The 17,502-nt window shown below is 70.7% G+C and carries 9 protein-coding genes and 1 tRNA gene; 9 read left to right on the top strand and 1 reads right to left on the bottom strand.

Translation table 11 applies throughout. The features are described from left to right. The first annotated feature begins 13 nt into the window (after positions 1-13). The 6 genes from ACZ44S_RS19230 to ACZ44S_RS19255 all read left to right on the top strand — a co-directional run bounded on the left by ACZ44S_RS19230 (position 14) and on the right by ACZ44S_RS19255 (position 9,870). The gene (locus ACZ44S_RS19230; protein WP_190166665.1) at positions 14-211 is read left to right on the top strand and encodes a hypothetical protein; all 198 of its coding nucleotides are present in this window, start codon (positions 14-16) and stop codon (positions 209-211) included. A 245-nt stretch (positions 212-456) separates the two neighbouring features. Further along, on the top strand, positions 457-3,282 hold the full coding sequence (topA, locus tag ACZ44S_RS19235; protein WP_466930506.1) for a type I DNA topoisomerase: 2,826 nt from the start codon (positions 457-459) through the stop codon (positions 3,280-3,282). Positions 3,283-3,417: 135 nt separating this feature from the next. Beyond that, positions 3,418-6,615, top strand: coding sequence for a dTMP kinase (gene tmk / locus ACZ44S_RS19240; RefSeq protein ID WP_466930508.1), 3,198 nt, complete (start codon positions 3,418-3,420; stop codon positions 6,613-6,615). A 140-nt stretch (positions 6,616-6,755) separates the two neighbouring features. After that, the gene (locus tag ACZ44S_RS19245; RefSeq protein ID WP_466930511.1) at positions 6,756-7,961 is read left to right on the top strand and encodes a DNA polymerase III subunit delta'; all 1,206 of its coding nucleotides are present in this window, start codon (positions 6,756-6,758) and stop codon (positions 7,959-7,961) included. Positions 7,962-8,088: 127 nt separating this feature from the next. Beyond that, positions 8,089-9,678: an alpha/beta hydrolase gene (locus ACZ44S_RS19250; protein ID WP_466930513.1), complete on the top strand. Its 1,590-nt coding sequence runs from the start codon at positions 8,089-8,091 to the stop codon at positions 9,676-9,678. A gap of 118 nt (positions 9,679-9,796) precedes the next feature. After that, positions 9,797-9,870 (top strand) — tRNA-Thr (locus ACZ44S_RS19255). Positions 9,871-9,977: 107 nt separating this feature from the next. Here the strand turns inward: ACZ44S_RS19255 and ACZ44S_RS19260 are convergent. Continuing rightward, positions 9,978-14,408, bottom strand: coding sequence for a CHAT domain-containing tetratricopeptide repeat protein (locus ACZ44S_RS19260; RefSeq protein WP_466930515.1), 4,431 nt, complete (start codon positions 14,406-14,408; stop codon positions 9,978-9,980). A gap of 119 nt (positions 14,409-14,527) precedes the next feature. Between ACZ44S_RS19260 and ACZ44S_RS19265 the strand changes: the two genes are divergently transcribed. The 3 genes from ACZ44S_RS19265 (at position 14,528) to ACZ44S_RS19275 (ending at position 17,360) form a co-directional block, all read left to right on the top strand. After that, complete coding sequence (locus tag ACZ44S_RS19265; protein WP_466930517.1) at positions 14,528-14,956, top strand: hypothetical protein; 429 nt, start codon at positions 14,528-14,530, stop codon at positions 14,954-14,956. Between the two features lie 7 nt (positions 14,957-14,963). Beyond that, positions 14,964-15,917: a hypothetical protein gene (locus tag ACZ44S_RS19270; protein ID WP_466930519.1), complete on the top strand. Its 954-nt coding sequence runs from the start codon at positions 14,964-14,966 to the stop codon at positions 15,915-15,917. Positions 15,918-16,463: 546 nt separating this feature from the next. Next, a complete protein-coding gene (locus tag ACZ44S_RS19275; RefSeq protein WP_466930521.1) occupies positions 16,464-17,360 on the top strand; it encodes a glycosyltransferase family 2 protein in 897 nt (298 codons plus the stop codon). Positions 17,361-17,502: the final 142 nt, after the last annotated feature.

Consider the following 17,502-nt stretch of genomic DNA (forward strand, 5'->3'; position numbering starts at 1 on the left):
GGCGCGGGGGACCATGGAGAGCGGACCGGCGATCTTCGCGGGAGTGGTGTTCTGCCTGTTCGGGGCCGCATTGCTGGCCTGGACCGTGACCCGCGCGCGGCAGCACCGCCCGGTCGCCCACGGTGTGAGCCCCGTCGCATCCGCCACCGTCGCCGGGTTCGTCGCGGTGACCGCCCTGACCCTCGGCGCATGGTGCTTCGGCCGCCTCTGAAGAGGGAGGAGCCGGGGCCGCCCGCAGTAACCGATAGGTCGCGCTCCGCATAAGGGCGGGCGGAGTCTGGACACTCCGGGCGGCAGGAACGGTGGTAGTCGGGTTACCGTTCGAGTGGCCGTTGCGGGCTTTTCCCGTTTGACACGGGGGCGGGATGTACCGTCACACTCCGCAGCGTCACCATGACCCGACCCCGGGGAGAGCGCCTGGGGAGGCCCCAGCGTCGACCGGAGAGAAGAGCGAAGTTGTCCCCGACCAGCGAGACCGCGAACGGCGGCCGCCGACTCGTCATCGTCGAGTCGCCTGCCAAGGCGAAGACGATCAAGGGTTATCTCGGCCCTGGCTACATCGTCGAGGCGAGCGTCGGGCACATTCGCGACCTTCCCAACGGCGCCGCGGAGGTACCGGAGAAGTACACCGGCGAGGTGCGCCGGCTCGGTGTGGACGTCGACCATGACTTCCAGCCGATCTATGTGGTCAACGCGGACAAGCGGGCCCAGGTCAAGAAGCTCAAGGACCTGCTGAAGGAGTCCGACGAACTCTTCCTCGCCACCGATGAGGACCGCGAGGGCGAGGCCATCGCCTGGCACCTGCAGGAAGTGCTCAAGCCGAAGATCCCGGTCAAGCGGATGGTCTTCCACGAGATCACCAAGGACGCGATCCGCGCGGCCGTGGCCAACCCGCGCGAGCTCAACCAGAAGCTGGTCGACGCCCAGGAGACCCGCCGCATCCTCGACCGTCTCTACGGCTACGAGGTCTCACCGGTCCTGTGGAAGAAGGTCATGCCCCGGCTGTCCGCCGGCCGCGTGCAGTCCGTCGCCACCCGGCTCGTGGTGGAGCGGGAACGCGAGCGCATGGCGTTCCGCTCGGCCGAGTACTGGGACCTGACGGGCACCTTTGCGACCGGCCGCGCGGGTGACGCGTCCGACCCGTCGTCGCTGGTCGCCCGCCTGCAGTCGGTCGACGGACGGCGGGTCGCGCAGGGCCGTGACTTCGACTCCCTGGGACAGCTGAAGAGCGCGAACACCCTCCACCTCGACGAGGCGAACGCCCGCGCACTGGCGGCCGCCCTGGAGAACACGCGGTTCGCCGTGCGCTCCGTCGAGTCCAAGCCGTACCGCCGCTCGCCGTACGCCCCGTTCCGTACGACGACGCTGCAGCAGGAGGCGAGCCGCAAGCTCGGCTTCGGCGCGAAGGCCACCATGCAGATCGCGCAGAAGCTGTACGAGAACGGCTACATCACCTACATGCGTACGGACTCGACGACCCTGAGCGAGACGGCGGTCGCCGCCGCCCGCGCGCAGGTCACGCAGCTGTACGGCGCCGACTACCTGCCCCCGCAGCCGCGCACCTACGCGGGCAAGGTCAAGAACGCGCAGGAGGCGCACGAGGCGATCCGCCCCTCGGGCGACCGCTTCCGCACGCCCGCCGAGACCGGGCTGACCGGCGACCAGTTCAAGCTGTACGAGCTGATCTGGAAGCGGACCGTCGCTTCGCAGATGAAGGACGCCACCGGTAACTCCGTCACCGTGAAGATCGGTGGCACGGCGGCCGACGGCCGGGACGCCGAGTTCAGCGCGTCCGGCAAGACGATCACCTTCCACGGCTTCCTGAAGGCCTACGTCGAGGGCGCCGACGACCCGAACGCCGAGCTCGACGACCGCGAACGCCGGCTGCCCCAGGTGAACGAGGGCGACGCTCTCACCGCCGAGGAGATCACGGTCGACGGGCACGCCACCAAGCCTCCGGCCCGCTACACCGAGGCGTCGCTGGTCAAGGAGCTGGAAGAGCGGGAGATCGGCCGCCCGTCGACGTACGCGTCGATCATCGGAACGATCCTCGACCGCGGCTACGTGTTCAAGAAGGGCACGGCCCTGGTGCCGTCCTTCCTGTCGTTCGCCGTGGTCAACCTGCTGGAGAAGCACTTCGGCCGGCTCGTCGACTACGACTTCACCGCGCGCATGGAGGACGACCTCGACCGCATCGCGCGCGGCGAGGCGCGGGCCGTGCCGTGGCTGAAGCGGTTCTACTTCGGCGAGGGAACCAGCAACGGCGACGCGGCCGAGGCGGGCAACGGCGACGGGGACCACCTCGGCGGGCTCAAGGAACTGGTGACCGACCTGGGCGCCATCGACGCGCGCGAGGTCTCCTCGTTCCCGGTGGGCAACGGCATCGTGCTGCGGGTCGGGCGCTACGGCCCCTACATCGAGCGCGGCGAGAAGGACACCGAACAGCACCAGCGTGCCGACATCCCGGAGGACCTGGCGCCCGACGAGCTGACCGTCGAGCTCGCCGAGGAACTGCTCGCCAAGCCGAGCGGCGACTTCGAGCTGGGCACCGACCCGGCGACCGGTCACCCGATCGTCGCGAAGGACGGCCGCTACGGCCCGTACGTGACGGAGGTCCTCCCCGAGGGCACCCCGAAGACGGGCAAGAACGCGGTCAAGCCGCGCACCGCCTCCCTGTTCAAGTCGATGTCCCTGGACACGGTGACCCTCGACGACGCGCTGAAGCTGATGTCGCTGCCGCGCGTGGTCGGCACGGACGCCGAGGGCCAGGAGATCACCGCGCAGAACGGCCGCTACGGCCCGTATCTGAAGAAGGGCACCGACTCGCGGTCGCTGCAGTCCGAGGAGCAGCTCTTCACGATCACGCTGGAGGAGGCGCTGGCGATCTACGCCCAGCCCAAGCAGCGTGGCCGGGCGGCGGCCAAGCCGCCGCTGAAGGAACTGGGCACCGACCCGGTCAGCGAGAAGCCGGTCGTGGTGAAGGACGGCCGCTTCGGCCCGTACGTCACCGACGGAGAGACCAACGCCACCCTGCGCTCCGGCGACAGTGTCGAGACGATCACGCCGGAGCGCGGGTTCGAGCTGCTCGCCGAGAAGCGGGCGAAGGGCCCCGCCAAGAAGACCGCGAAGAAGGCCACCAAGAAGACGGCGGCCAAGAAGGCGCCGGCGAAGAAGACCGCGGCGGCCAAGACCGCGGCGAAGAAGACCACGGCCGCGAAGAAGACGACGGCGAAGAAGACCGCCGCCAAGAAGGCGACCGCCTCGAACGGCGCCGAGGACTGACCCCCTCCCCGTGACGCCGGGCGGTCTTCGCCCGGCGTTCGGAATGCGAACGCCCCGGCAACACTTTGGTGTCGGGGCGTGTGCATGTCAGGCGCGTCGCGCCGGGCTGTCGGCGCGGGCCGATAGGCTGAACGCATGACGCGAGCCGAGCAGCCAACGGCCCCTCAACCGGCCCCTGACGACACCCTTGTCGCGGACTCCCGCGAGCGTGCCGTCCGCGCCCTGCTGCGCCGGCCGCAGCTGAAACGGCTGTGGAGCGCACAGCTCGTGGGCGGGGTCGGCGACGTCCTCGCCCTCTTGGTGCTGATCCTCCTCGCCCTTCAGGCGGCCGTCGTCGAAGGCGCGTTCGGCGGAGGCTACCGGGGCGCGGCGTTCGCAGTGGCGACCGTTTTCGGAGTGCGCATCCTGGCGACGCTGCTGTTCGGCGCCGTTCTCCTCGGGCCGCTCACGTCGCTCACCTCGCAGGACGGGCCGCTGGACCGCCGCTGGACCATGGTCGGCGCCGACGGGCTACGCGCCGCGCTGCTCATCGTCGCGCCGCTGTGGATCGACTGGACGCCCGAGAACGCACTGGCCGTTCTCCTCGTCACCGCCTTCGTGGCCGGTGTCGCCGAGCGCTTCTGGACGGTGTGCCGGGAGAGCGCCGCGCCCGCGCTGCTGCCCGCCCCGCCGCCCGAGGGCGCGACCGTGCGGCCGCTGCCCGACCACATGGACACGCTGCGCCGCCTGTCGCTGCGCACGAGCTTCGTGGCGATACCGCTCGCGGCCGCCACGCTCGTCGTCGCGGCCCTGCTGAACAACCTGCTGGGCACCGGCATCGCGTGGTTCGGCGAGCACCAGGCCGCACTGGCCTCCTATGTCGCGGCCGGACTCTTCGCCGCGTCCCTGTCCGTCGTCACCTTCCTGGAACTGCCCGACACCCGCACCCCCCGCGCGCGCTCGCCGCTGGAGGGCCTGCGCCGCCCCAAGAACGCCACCGGTCCCGACAAGGGCCGCACGGGGGCGCTGCCGCTGCTGGTGCTGGCCTCCGCGTCCGTAGCCGCCGCCGTGTCGGCCGCCGTCGCCGTGTCGGTGCTGCACGCCAAGGACCTCGGCGGCGGCCCCGTGCTCTACGGTCTGCTGGTGGGCGCGCTGACCGGCGGTGTCGTCATCGGCATCCGTACGGCACCCGCCCTGCTGCCGGCCCTGTCGCGGCGCCGGCTGCTCGCGCTCGCCCTCGCCTTCACCGGAGTCGCGCTGCTGGGCGCCGGGCTCGTGCCGGACGTCACCAGCGTGCTGCTGATCATGGCGCTGGCCGGCATCGGCGCGGGGATGGCCGCCAATACCGGCCACACGCTGCTCGACCAGGAGACGGAGGATCAGCGCCGGGTCCGGACGACCGAGCATCTGCACGCGGTCGTACGCGTCCTGGTGGCGCTCGGCGCGGTCGTCGCCCCCCTCGTCGCCGCGGCCATCGGCCCCCACCGGCTGGAGAACGGCCGGTTCGTCTTCGCGCACGGCGGTGCCGCGTTCACACTGATGCTGGTCGGCGCCCTGCTGCTGCCGGTGGCCGCGCTGGTGCTGGCCAAGGTCGACGACCGCTCCGGGGTGCCGCTGCGTCAGGATCTGCGCGACGCGCTGCTCGGCGGTGACGACCCCGCCCAGGCGCCCGCCGGTGCCGGCTTCTTCATCGCCCTGGAGGGCGGCGACGGTGCCGGCAAGTCCACCCAGGCAGAGGCGCTCGCCGAGTGGATCAGGGCCAAGGGCCACGAAGTCGTCCTCACCCGCGAGCCCGGCGCGACCCCGGTCGGCAAGCGGCTGCGGTCCATCCTGCTGGACGTCTCCAGCGCCGGTCTCTCGCACCGCGCGGAGGCACTGCTGTACGCGGCGGACCGCGCGGAGCACATCGACACCGTCGTACGGCCCGCCCTGGAGCGCGGCGCGGTCGTCATCTCCGACCGGTACATCGACTCCTCCGTCGCCTACCAGGGCGCGGGGCGCGACCTGTCGCCGACCGAGATCGCCCGCATCAACCGCTGGGCGACCAACGGACTCGTCCCGAACCTGACGGTGCTGCTGGACGTCGCCCCGGAGACCGCGCGGGAACGCTTCACGGAAGCGCCGGACCGGCTGGAGTCCGAGCCCGCAGAGTTCCACGCGCGCGTGCGTGCCGGTTTCCTCACCCTGGCCGCCGCCGACCCCGGCCGCTACCTGGTCGTCGACGCCGGTCAGGAGCCGGAGTCGGTCACCACGGTGATCCGGCACCGGCTCGACCAGGTGCTGCCGCTGTCCGAGGCCGAGATCGAGGCCCGCGAGGAAGCGCGCCGCAAGGCCGAGGAGGAGGCCCGCCGGAAGGCGGAGGAGGAAGCGGCCCGCAAGGCCGAGGAGGAGCGTCTGGAGCGCGAGCGCCAGGAGCAGCTGGCGCGGCTGCGCGCCGAGGAGGAGGAGCGCAAGCGGCGCGAGCTGGAGGAGGCGCAGCGGCGCGAGGCCGAGCGGCAGGCGGAGGAGGCCCGGCAGCGCGCCGAGGAAGCGCGCCGGCGTGCCGAGGAGGAGCGTCAGCGGCTGCTCGCCGAGGAGAAGGCGCGGGCCGAGGAGGAGGCCCGCCGCAGGGCGGAGGAGGAGCGCCGCCGCAAGCAGGCCGAGGAGGAGGAGCGGCTGCGCGCCGAGGCCGAGGCCCTGCGCCTGGAGAAGCAGCGCAGGGCCGAGGAGGCGCTGCTGCGGGCGGAGGAGGCCCGGCGGATGGCCGAACAGGCGGCGGCCGCGGCCGAGGCGGGACCGCCGAAGGCGCCGCGCGGCCCCGACGCCGCACGGCCCCCCGCCCCGGGGACCTCCACCCCTGAGACCTCCGGGCCGGGTGCAGTGGACGCGGCGACCGTGCCGACGCCGGTGGTGACGCAGACGAACGCGTCGGGCGGACCCGTGGACGAGACGGCCGTGCTGCCGCGGGTTCCGGACGAGGACGCCGGACAGCGGTCCGGACGGTCCGGTCCCGGGGCGTCCGACGCCGAGGTGACGACCGAGCTGCCCAAGCCGCAGGTTCCGCCGGGCGCGGCCGACGATACGGCCGTGCTTCCGCCCGTGCCGCCGGGCGCGGCCGACGAGACCGCGGTGCTGCCCCCCGTGCGCGCTGACGGGCCCGGTGATTCCGACGGCCGCGAGGACCGTACGCGCGAACTGCCGCAGGTCGGATCCGAGCCGGCGCCGCGCCGACGCCGGAAGCGTTCCGACTGGGCCGAGGAGACCCCCCTGGACGACCTGCCGACGCTGGCCGACGAACTGCTGGGCCCGCACGACGAGGAGCACGGCGACGACGACGGCGGCAGTCGGGGAGGCGGCCGGGGACGCAGGCGCTAGGACGGGCCCGGCGCGGCCGCGTACGCGGGCGGCGCCGTGCCGGGTGCCTGTCGCCGCTTTGTCGGTGCTTGTCAGTGCCCACCCGCACAATGGATCCCGTACGGCAGACGTGACGGACGCGAGGGAAGGGAGGGACGCCCATGACCGTGTGGGACGACCTCGTCGGGCAGGAACGGGTGAGCGACCAGCTCGCCGCCGCCGCCCGGGACGCCGACGCGCTCGTCACCGCCGGGACGACCGGCGCGCCCCCGCCCGAGGCGTCGAAGATGACGCACGCCTGGCTGTTCACCGGACCGCCCGGCGCGGGACGCACCCAGGCCGCGCGCGCCTTCGCCGCCGCCCTCCAGTGCGTCAGCCCCGACCGCGCGCTCGGCGGAGCCCCCGGCTGCGGCTTCTGCGACGGCTGCCACACCGCGCTGGTCGGCACCCACGCCGACGTGAGCTCGATCGCCGCCGTCGGCGCGCAGATCCTCGTGGACGACATGCGCGACACCGTCCGCAAGTCGTTCACCGCCCCGGCGAACGGCCGCTGGCAGGTGATCCTCGTGGAGGACGCCGAGCGGCTGAACGAGAAGTCCGCCAACGCCGTCCTCAAGGCCGTCGAGGAGCCCGCCCCCCGTACCGTCTGGCTGCTGTGCGCCCCCTCCATCGAGGACGTCCTGCCGACCATCCGCTCCCGCTGCCGCCACCTCAACCTGAGCACGCCGTCGGTGGCCGCCGTCGCCGACATGCTCGTACGGCGTGAGGGCATCGAGCCGGACGTCGCCGCCGCCGTCGCCCGCGCCACCCAGGGCCACGTCGACCGGGCCCGCCGCCTGGCCACCGACCCCGCGGCCCGCGCCCGCAGGGCCGCGGTGCTGAAACTGCCCCTACGGGTCGAGGACATCGGCGGCGCGCTCAAGGCCGCCCAGGAACTCGTCGACGCCGCCGCCGAGGACGCCAAGCAGCTCGCCGAGGAGACGGACGGCAAGGAGACCGAGGAGCTGAAGGCGGCACTCGGCGCGGCCCAGGGCGGACGCCTGCCGCGCGGCACGGCGGGCGTGGTCAAGGACCTCGAAGACATGCAGAAGCGCCGCAGAACCCGCACCCAGCGCGACAGCCTCGACGTCGCGCTGACGGACCTGACCAGCTTCTACCGCGACGTCCTCGCCCTCCAGCTCGGCTCGCGCATCGCCCTCGCCAACACGGACGCCGAGGACGCGCTGGAGCGTTTGGCCCGCGGCAGCACCCCGGAGTCCACGCTGCGCCGCATCGAGGCGATCGCGGCGTGCGGCGAGGCCCTGGACCGCAATGTCGCCCCGTTGCTCGCGGTGGAGGCGATGACCATGGCGCTCAGATCGGGCTGACGCACCCCCTGACGCACACCCCGCACCCCCTGACCCACACCGTTGCGGCCGCTTGACGCCGTAGCCCGTACGAGGCACGGTGTGCGCGAAGAGCTTCTATTCCGTTGCGCACAGTTACGATCGCCGTATGTACTCAAGGCGCACCCCTCGCGGGACCCGTACCGGAGCCACCCTGCTCGCCGCCGTCGCCCTGCTCGTCGCGGGCTGCTCCTCCGGCAGCTCGACGAGCACGGCGAGCTCGGCGGCGGAGGAGGCGGCAGCGGTGGCCCTCGCCCCCCTGCCCCGCTCCACCCCCGCGGCGCTCACGCGGTACTACGAGCAGAAGCCGGCCTGGCGCGACTGCGGCGTCCCCGGATTCCAGTGCGCCACGCTGAAAGCCCCGCTCGACTACGCCGAGCCGTCCGCCGGTGACGTCCGCCTCGCCGTCGCCCGCAAGAAGGCCACGGGCCCGGGGAAGCGTCTGGGCTCACTCCTGGTCAACCCCGGCGGCCCGGGCGGCTCCGCGATCGGCTACCTCCAGGCGTATGCCGGGATCGGCTACCCGGCCGACGTGCGTGCCCGCTACGACATGGTCGCCGTCGACCCGCGCGGCGTCGCCCGCAGCGAACCCGTCGAGTGCCTGGACGGGCCCGAGATGGACGCGTACACGCGGACGGACGTCACGCCGGACGACGCGAAGGAGACCGACGCGCTGGTCGCGGCGTACAAGAAGTTCGCCGAGGGCTGCGGGGCGGACGCGCCGAAGCTGCTGCGCCATGTGTCGACCGTCGAGGCGGCCCGGGACATGGACATCGTGCGAGCGGCGCTGGGCGACGAGAAGCTCCACTACGTGGGCGCCTCGTACGGCACCTTCCTGGGGGCCACCTACGCCGGACTGTTCCCGGACCGCGCGGGCCGTCTCGTCCTGGACGGCGCGATGGACCCCTCGCTGCCCGCACGACGGCTCAACCTCGAGCAGACGGAGGGCTTCGACACGGCGTTCACCGCCTTCGCGAAGGACTGCGTCCGGCAGAGCGACTGCCCCCTCGGCGACGCGGACACCACTTCCGAGCAGGCCGGCAAGAACCTCAAGGCGTTCTTCGACGACCTCGACGCCCGCCCGATCCCCACCGGCGACGCCGACGGCCGCCGGCTCACGGAGTCCCTCGCCACGATGGGCGTGATCGCCGCCATGTACGACGAGGCCGCCTGGCAGCAGCTGCGCGAGTCCCTGACGGCGGCCATGCGGGAGAACGACGGCGCCGGGCTCCTCGTCCTCTCCGACAGCTACTTCGAACGGGACGCCGAGGGCGAGTACACCAACCTGATGTTCGCCAACGCGGCCGTGAACTGCCTGGACCTCCCGCCCGCCTTCGCGTCCCCGGACGAGGTACGACAGGCCCTTCCCGACTTCGAGGAGGCGTCCCCCGTCTTCGGCGAGGGCCTCGCGTGGGCCTCCCTGAACTGCGCGTACTGGCCGGTGGAGGCCACGGGAGAGGCTCGTCGCATCGAGGCGAAGGGCGCGGCCCCGATCGTCGTCGTCGGCACCACACGGGACCCGGCGACCCCGTACCGCTGGGCCGAGGCCCTGGCCGGCCAGCTCTCCTCGGCCCGTCTCCTCACCTACGACGGCGACGGCCACACCGCCTACGGCCGGGGCAGCGCCTGCATCGACTCCGCGATCAACACCTACCTGCTCGCCGGCACCCCGCCGAAGGACGGAAAGCGCTGCTCATAGCGGTGCCACGGGCCCCGGAACCACCCACCGGGGCCCGCGCCCGGGGCCGGTACGAAGCACCCTCGGAAACTGTGTAGACTTACCGACGTCGCTGATCGCACCATGGTGCACACAGCACGCCGCCTTAGCTCAGATGGCCAGAGCAACGCACTCGTAATGCGTAGGTCTCGGGTTCGAATCCCGAAGGCGGCTCTCGATGGAAACCCAGGTCGCACCACCACTGACCTGGGTTTTTCCGTGCCCGTCGCTGCTGAGGTCTGGCGAAGATCTCCGGAGTCGTCGGTACCCCTGGTAGCAGCTCACGCTCCCACGAAGACGAAACCGGCCCAGTGCACGGGGTGGGCGAAACGCTTATGGTCCGGCTCGAGCCGGATGAGGGTGCGCCGCAGGCCGCGCGCAGCCGCGGGCGGCAGACCGTTGGGTGCTCCCGGCGCGAAGTAGCTGGCCTTCTCCTCGTTGGTGGTGTCACGGAGCCAGCGCTGGGCCGCGTGGAGCGCCGAGTCCGGTGTGCGGCCATGGGCCTTCCACTCGGCGTAGAAGCGGAGCATGAGGAGGCAGGTCGACAGATCGGGGACTTGCCATTGGGAGGCGATCACGCCTGCCACTCCGGCTTCGAGCAGGCTGCTCGCCAGGCTGACGACCTCGTTGGGCACGTTCAGTCCGATCACGCCCGTCTCGCATGCCGAGAGGACAGCCAGGCGGACGGGATTCTCCTCGCTGAGCCGGGCCTTGAGTATGTCCCTGAGCTCCAGAGGTGTGTTTCCGGCAAGGGTCAGCGAACTGTTGAGCGGGTTGAACAGGTCTGCTCTGCCATGGCAGGCGAAATGAATCACATCGTGATCCTTGAGCAGAGGAAGAACCGCGTCCGGAACCGCCTGTTCTCCGGCCAGGACGACACCGTCGGCAAAGTAGGCGCGGATTCCGGCTACTTCAACGGCCGCTTGGGGCAGGGGCGCGGCCGATACGGGCCGAGGATCCTGGACGGCGAGCACACTGGTCTGCCCGGCGCGCTTGGCGCGGGCGACGGCGGTGGCGAGGACGCGGGCGTTCGGGACGGTGCGGATCGGCATGTCGTCGATCACGTAGCAACGCCCCCCTGGCCGGCCCGGCGCGGGGGTCCATGCGGCGTTCAACGGCAGTAGTTCGAGATAGCCACTCCGAATGAGCGTCACGGGCCCCTTGCCCATTGCCGCCGTGAGGGGGCCGAGGACTGCATCCCACAGCTCTCGCGCGACGGTCTCGAGCCGGGCCCACCAGTTGAGCGTTCCGTCCTGGATCAGCGCTACCAGCCAGCCAGTGACCTGCTCCGTCGTCAACACTGGTAGATCCAGGTGCCGGACATCGCCCTTGTCGACGATGAGAGCCGCCCCGCCGTACTCGGTCGCGATGAGATACACCAGGCGATCGGGCGCGCTGGCGACCACATCGGCGAAGTTCGGCGACCTGAAGAACTCGGCCCGCCCGGTAGTGGACCTGATCTCATCGACAAGATCCTCGAGGTTCGAACGGGCGGCCCTGACTGCGGCGTCGTGCTCGGCGAAGTCCACGACGTGGGCGCCGCCGAGCAGGTCACGCTCCAGATTGTCGCCTGCGGTGGCCAGCCAGCGAGCTGCTGCGGCCTCGAAGCGTTCGGCCAGATCGTGCTGACCATGCTTGCTCAACCATCCGACGTCCGCGGAACCGAGCTGGAGAACTGCACTGAGGGAAACGGCCCGAGCCATCTCCACCGCCATGACTGCGGCTTCGCAGTCTCCGGACCGGGTGAGGGCGTAGGCGGCGAACGCCCCGAAGTCCGGGTTCTGCCCGATCACACGATTGCACAGCCCGCGGCTCACCTGAAGACGCGCCAGCTCGCCCAGCACTTCGGTCGCCGCACGGGATGCCTCTGCCGCTTCCCCCCAGGCTCCACGCTCAGCGGCCCAGTGTGCCCACTTCACGCTCGCGGCACACTTCACCCGCAGGTCAGTCACCTCGGCCCCCGTGCAGACCTTCCGGAAGATGGCCGTGGCCTCGGCCCCGGCTGCCGTGTCTCCATGATGTGCGTGGCGCGTGCTCAGTGCCGAGCCGAGTTGGAGGGCCGTGTGCTTCTCCATCAACGTCCCCGCCCGGGTCGCTCGCACCGCCTTTCGGGCCAGTTCGACGGCTTCGCCCAGGTCTGCTGGTTCGTCGGTGACCTCGAACTTCGCCGCTGCCGCCATGCTCAGGGTCATGACGGTGTCTCGGCGCAAGGGGGAGTCGTCGGGGACCTCGTCGAGTACGCGTCTCAGCAGTGCATGGGCGCGGTCCAGATCGGCGCGCTGCTTGTCCGACCCGGAGAACCGGGTCATCAGCGCATTCGCCAGGTTGAACAGGCATCGGGGCAGGTCGGGGTGGCCGGGCGGAAACGCTGCCACTGCCTGTTCGTGCAGGTTGATCGCGCGGCTGAGCCGGTCCCTTTCGCGTGTGGCGTCATAGGAGGCGCGCAGCGCGTTGGCGAGGTTGCCGATCCCGAGTGCCCTCGAAAGTGCGTCGTGCTCGCTGACCCAGCCGTACATCGCCCGCTCATAGGCGGTGATGGCCTTGTCGAGATAACCGAGATCGCCCGTGACGTTGTAGTGAGCCCGCAGCGCGGTTCCCAGGTTCCCCATGACGACCCGATAGTCAGTACTGCCGGGCTCGCACCTGCTCAGGGCGTGTTCCAGTCGTTCGGTCGAATGCCTGAAGGCCGTCGGGTCGGCCGAGAGCGAGTACTGCTCGCGGTACCGAGCCCCGGCCAGTCGGAGCAGGTGATCGTAGATCGTCGTGTCGGGTGGCGTGGTCGCGAGCTGGACCTCCAGTATCTCGGTGGCACGGCGGAGATCTTCCTGATCCCCGCTGGTCTCATACCGGCGCACGAGGAGGTGACTGGTGAGAATGGCGTGGACCGACGCCGCGGGTCCCGGCGTCCCCATGCGTCGGCTCGCGAGGCCGAGCGTGACCTTCGTCATGTCCTGCCCGTCGGCGAGTGCCGGATGCCGCCTCGCCGCCTCGACGATCCCTTGGACCCCATGTTGCCAGTGGTACCAGGAGGTTGCGGATAAGACAGAGGGGGACGTGATTGCGGTGAGCGCCCCTTCCAAGTCGTCCGCTTGCAGGGTCAGAGCGAAGCGCTCGGCCAAACCGCAGGCGAGTGCGGCCTCGGCCGCCGCCTCTCTCCCCAGCGCGATGCCGCTGTCGAGATCGGCGAGCGAGGAGTTCACCACGCCCCGCATGACGTAGAGTTCCGCCAGCGGACGCGTCACGTCGACCTGACGCAGCGCGTCCTCGTTCCCGTCCGGGGCATAGGCCTCGAGCCGGGCGATGGCACGCGTGATCTCCTCCGCGTCCCGGCTGTACAAAGCGTACGGCGGTTCCAATTCGAGAAGCAGCTGCGTCAGCCTCCGGTGGTCCGCCGTGCCCTCTGCTGTCTCGGTGAGCGCGGCGCGCAGGACGGGCACAACGTCGGTGATACCGCCAGACTCCTCGAGTTCCCAGACCCCCTGCGCAATGGCGCTTTGGACCACCGCCAGCCTATGCAGCCGCGAGCCGGGTTCCGTCGCCGCACGTGCCTGTTCAAAGAGGCTGACGGACCGTCGTACATCGGCCTCGTCATGGCGGGCCGTCGCGCGAGCGGCCAGGGCCACGCCGAGTTGCGTCAGACATTCGACGAAAAGCGGCCCGCGGGGTTCGAGCGCGATCGCGCGCTCGCCGAGCTCGACGGCCCGGTCCGCATCAGCCGACGTGGAGGTGAGGTGGAAGCGGTCCCGCAGGGTAGCGGAATAGTCGGTGAGGACGCGGGGAAGCTCGAGATCGGTCTCCGAGGCAGTGGCTGCGAGGCGCTCGAACGCGGCGATGGACCGGTCGAGATCCGCCGGCTCACCGTCTCGGCGGAATCGGTCGCGCAGCGAAGCCGCGAGGTTGTTGGCGTAGAGGGTGTGTTCGCCTCTCAGCGCTACCGCCCGTTCGAACAGCTCGATGGCCCGGTCCAGTGCGTCCCGCTCCTCGGCCATGGCATGGAGATTGCGATACGCGGCCCCGATGTTGTGCAAGCGGTCCGCACGCTCGGGATCATCCTCGGGAGTGATGCCGCACGCCTCTTCATAGAGCTTCAGCGCCCTACGCAGGTCGTCGGTGTCGCCGGTGCGCTCGCCACGGTCCGCGTAGGCGTGCCCGAGGAGCACGAGCAACTCGGCGTGCTGACTCCTGTCCTGCGGGGGAGGATCCAGGGCCGCCTGCGCGACGCGAATACGAAGGTCCGGCAGACCCGGGACGGATCGGCTCGCGAAGAGCTGCACTTCGCGTAGCAGTACGCTCATCTGGATGAGCAGAATCGTGTGGGCTCCGGGCTCCACGACCATCATGAAAGGGTGATCGAATAGTCGCTCGCACAGCGGCGCCGCCTCGTGCAGGGAATCAGGCGACCGGAAACCCTCCACCAACCGGGCCGTGAGCGTTTCGAACTCGGCCATGTGTGCCGACGCCTTGGCGAGTCGGGCGAGCCCCTTCTCGTCGCCGACCTCCCTGCAGACGTGGATCACGCGAAGCGCGAACCTGGCAGGGTGTGACACGGTCTCCACCGCGTCCGCACCGCCCGTGTCGAGGATTGACCTCAGGAACGCCTCGAACGCGGGTGTCAGTGCACGAGGGTGCGCACGAAACCACGCGCTCATCCCGGAAACGTTGCCATGCCTCAAGGCGGATACCGAGAATGCCGTGATCAGGGCATACAGCACAGCGGTCGCCTCATCGCGGCCTATGGAGTCGCCGGACGAGCGAGGCCCGCGTGCCGCCCTTCTCTTCCGACTTGACATGTTCGCTTTGTCCCTGCCGCCCTTGCAGGCCAGAATGAACCGTGCCCTTCGATGACTTCGACCACGGTACTGCGTCCGAGGAAGCTCGTCTGGTCCACGCCATCGAGCGTCTCGCCGAGGAACTTCCCGAACTGCTGCCCGGCGAGCCGGACGTAGGGGCGGAACTCCGAGTGATGCTCACCCGGTTGAGGTCGGACGCCGCTGCGGTTCGGGGCGATGCGCTCGACGAGATCCTGGTGATGCTGGCGGCTCGGCACCGTACCCGAGAGCGGCTGGACGAACTGGTGGGTCCCGATCCCGGTACCGATCGGCACGTGCGCCTCGTCGGCGACCCCTTCGTTGGGTATGAACGACACGTCTGCCCCCGGTGCGGGCGGTTCTGGGTGATCCTTGACGCCGACGAGGACGACCAGCCGCCCGAGCGCTGCCCGAACGACGGCACCGTACTGACCGACAGTCCGGGGGTATGAGCACGCCGTGATCGGAGACTTCTGGCGTGGCGTCGGCGGACGACTGGCAGAGCGCTGGGTGGCCGCACTCTTCTCGCCCGCGTTCGCGTTCTGGGCCGGCGGAATGCTCGCGTGGCTGGCGGGATCGGAGTCCCGGGACGGAGGCTGGACGTCCAGAGCTCTCGCATTCGGGCGCGAGCTTCAAGGACAGCCGGCGATGGTGCAGGGGATCTACGTGGTGGCGCCCCTCACTATGATCGTCCTATCCGGCTTGGCGTTGCAGCAACTCGCCATTCCAGTTCTGCGCGCTCTGCAAGGTTATTGGCCTGCGCCTCTCGCGCCCCTGGCAAGCGCACTGCGGGCCCGGTTGTCACACCGCTCCGACGTGCAATCACTGCGCCTGCGGCAGCTCGCGGCCAGGTCGCTTTCCGAACTCACAGCGGACGAACTGGCTGAACGAGCACGCCTCGAGCGCCGTCACCGCCGCGTACCGGCGCAGCGCGTCCAACGGATGCCGACCCGGTTGGGGAACAGCCTGCGTGCGGCGGAGTCCCGCATACGTGCCCGCTACGGTCTCGACCCCATGGTGTGCTGGCCGAGGCTGTGGCTACTGCTGCCCGACACCGCGCGACAGGAGACCGCAGCCGCTTACACGTCGCTGCTGCTGACAGTCCAAGTGTTCATTTGCGGAGTCCTGTTCACCGTGTGGACCGTGTGGTCCTGGTGGGCGCTCCCCGCAGGGCTGCTGGTAGCCGCTGCGGCATACGCGAGGATGCTTCCGGCCGCGTTTGCCGTCGGCGATGTCGTCGAGTCGTGCTTCGACGTTCACCGTCGGCTTCTTTACCAGGCATCCCACTGGCCCCTGCCCACCAACCCGCGCGACGAGCGGGCGGAAGGCGCGCGCCTGACCACCTACCTGCACACAGGCTCCCGGAACCCGGAGCCGACCTTTGTGCAGCCGGTCGAGTCCCCACAGGCCTGAAGCGCAGCAACGCGCGGATCACGCTACCTACCCACCACGGCAGCCCCGAGGCCTACGGTTCGAAGGCGGTGGGGCCGTTCGCGTGCAGGTCGGCGGAATTCGTCGTCGGCATCGCCTGCGGGCGGCGAAGGAGTCGGTGTGCCCGGCCGACCAGATGGTTGGTAGCTAGTCCTCGACGAGTTCGAAAGTGACGCCGTCGGTCATGTGTCGGCATCCATGCGCGCGGGTGGGTATCGACGCACTTGGACGCTGACGTTGACCTCCCTCGTCCTGATGTCGGTGCAAACGACTGCCTGCCCGGGGAGAGGGGAGAGGCGTCGAAGCCCATGGGCGCGCGTCATCGGGCCATGCTAAGGGCCTTACCGGACGATGCACTGTCGCGTCCGGTCAGAACACCGGCAGGGCGGTAAGGGCGGTGCCGTCCACGTGGACGCCCGGGGGCAGGTACCGGCCCCGCGGGTTCGATACTGTGCGTACTTAAGGTGTCCTTACCGTGAACGGCTAGCATCGCCCGTCACAGAGGGCCGGTCGAGTTGGGGTGAGGGCATGGAGACGACGCCGAGGATCGCCGTCGCCGTGGTGACCATGGGGAACCGGCCGGCCGAGGTGGACGCGCTGCTGGAGTCCGTGGCGAAGCAGGACGTGCCGCCCGCGCGGATCGTGATCGTGGGCAACGGCTGTCCGCTGCCCGAGTTCGCCCGTCGGCTGTCCCTGCCCGGTGAGGTCACCACCGTCGAACTGGAGGAGAACCTCGGCTGCCCCGGCGGGCGGAACGTGGGGATCCAGCGGTTGCGGGAGTTCGGGGACGTGGACGTCGTCGTCGAGCTGGACGACGACGGTCTGCTGGTCGACGCCGATGTGCTGCGCCGCGTGCAGGAGTTGTACGCCGCGGACGAGCGGCTCGGGGTCGTCGGGTTCCGGATCGCCGACGAGCTGGGGGAGACCCAGCGGCGGCATGTGCCCCGGCTGGGGAACGCGGACCCGATGAAGGGCGGCTACGTCACCGGCTTCCTGGGGGGCGGGCACGCGCTGCGGATGGAGATGCTCGACGAGATCGGCGACTGGCCGGGGGAGTTCTTCTTCGCGCACGAGGAGACCGACCTCGCCTGGCGCGCCATCGACGCGGGGTGGCGGATCCTCTACGCGCCCGAACTGCTGCTCCAGCACCCGAAGACCTCGCCCGCCCGGCACGCCATCTACTTCCGGGTGACCGCCCGCAACCGGGTCTGGCTGGTCCGGCGGCGGCTGCCGCTCCCCCTCGTGCCCGTGCATCTCGGGGCGTGGGTGCTGCTCACCCTGATGCGGAACCGTTCGGCCCGGGGGCTGCGCGCCTGGTTCGGCGGGTTCATGGAGGGACTGCGCGAGCCGGCCGGGGAGCGTCGGGCCATGCGCTGGCGGACGGTGTGGCGGCTCACCCGGCTCGGACGGCCGCCGGTCATCTGACCTGCCGGGGTGCAGAGGGGCCGAGGGCCCGGTCGTTCACCTCGTCGACCGGGAACCCTCGTATCCGGACCGGGCCGCGACGGCGACACTCCCCCGAGCTGCGCGTTCTACGCGCGCACCCCCGGGCCGGGTCCGATGTAGT

It is taken from the genome of Streptomyces malachitofuscus (genome assembly GCF_055571035.1).